General features: G+C 50.3%; 2 protein-coding genes. Both read right to left on the bottom strand.

Annotated features, from left to right (window positions below; genetic code table 11):
• Positions 1–498: 498 nt before the first annotated feature.
• Positions 499–855 carry a hypothetical protein gene (locus tag C7H09_RS10785; RefSeq protein WP_133166226.1) on the bottom strand — a complete coding sequence of 119 codons (357 nt, stop codon included), beginning with the start codon at positions 853–855 and terminating at the stop codon, positions 499–501.
• A 71-nt stretch (positions 856–926) separates the two neighbouring features.
• Positions 927–1,166: hypothetical protein (locus C7H09_RS19990; protein ID WP_106762518.1), on the bottom strand; the 240-nt coding region annotated here is incomplete at its 5' end.

Below are 1,166 nucleotides of genomic sequence, written 5' to 3'. Positions count from 1 at the left end.
TAACGATGTACGTTCATCTGCCCGAGCGAAGCGAGGGTCGGATGAATGTGTTGTTATAGAGCCAAGTCCTGAAAGAGCTCTGATAAAGCACACCCTCGACGGCCATGCCTGCTTCGAGACGTTCTTCAAACTTCATAATCCAACCGTTTGCGACGGGCTCTGGCGACGAGACTGGCAACCAGCCAAAAGGTAACGCGATCGCTGAGGAATAGCTCTCCCTCGGGGTATGTCCCAAGCGGATCAACCCGCGCGTTATCCGCTTGGGACATACCCCGAGGGTAGCTGAAAACGCATTCAACAACGATCATCCTTGTCTGGTTCTTCGAACCGAATCCCAAACCTGAAAAATACTGTTTATTCGTACAGATCATCGCTGTAGGATTCGGTTAACTGGGAGTTTTTCTGCACCCCAGCCGGGCTTTATAACGCTGCCAGCATGCGCGCCTTTGTAGTGGAGGCAAAGCCGCAACGAAAAAGGCGTCGCCGTGCCTGGCCTGGTTATGTTTTCGCCGAGGCCAGATCCTGCGCAACAGCAAGACGCACCTGATTCATTCTGCTTAACCCTCGGACGTAATCCTTTAATTCCATTTCGTCGACTTCTGGCAAACAAGCTCCCTCGAATTTATCGATTTCAACGCTTACCAACACAGACGCATCAATCAAGACAACATAGATGTCTTCAAGCTGTTCCGGAGTCCAATGGAGCACATAAGCACGAGAAGTGCTGTAGCCATGGCTTTCCAGTACTTGGTGTAGACGGGAATCAGGATTCTGAAGAGCTGCATTGGAATACACAAGCTCCTCACGAAAGTCCTCCTCCATCTTGCTTCCAATCAATCTCACCACGATGGCCACATTGAACATAACGCCCTGGCTTTGCGGCGCACCGGAGCGCCAGCGCAGGTGCGTCCGACAACAGCCACTTGTTATGTGTCACTGCGTAGCTTGAATACTTTAAACCAAACTGCTCGACCAGCCATCGTCAAGCTAAAAATTACTAGGCTGCTTACGATGAGCCACGATGCTCCTACTCCAAACCAGTTTAGCCAATTGATAGTGCCATCACAGTGAAACTCACATTGCGGGTTGTGCTGCCAAGCCACATACATATTGAACATTGCCAGCAATAAACCGACCAACAAAGAAATAGATGCAGCCGCTTTCAT

Source organism: Marinobacter fuscus, assembly GCF_003007675.1.
Classification (GTDB): domain Bacteria; phylum Pseudomonadota; class Gammaproteobacteria; order Pseudomonadales; family Oleiphilaceae; genus Marinobacter; species Marinobacter fuscus.
The sequence above is the reverse complement of the archived record's forward strand: the minus strand, read 5'-3'. Positions and strand labels throughout refer to the sequence as shown.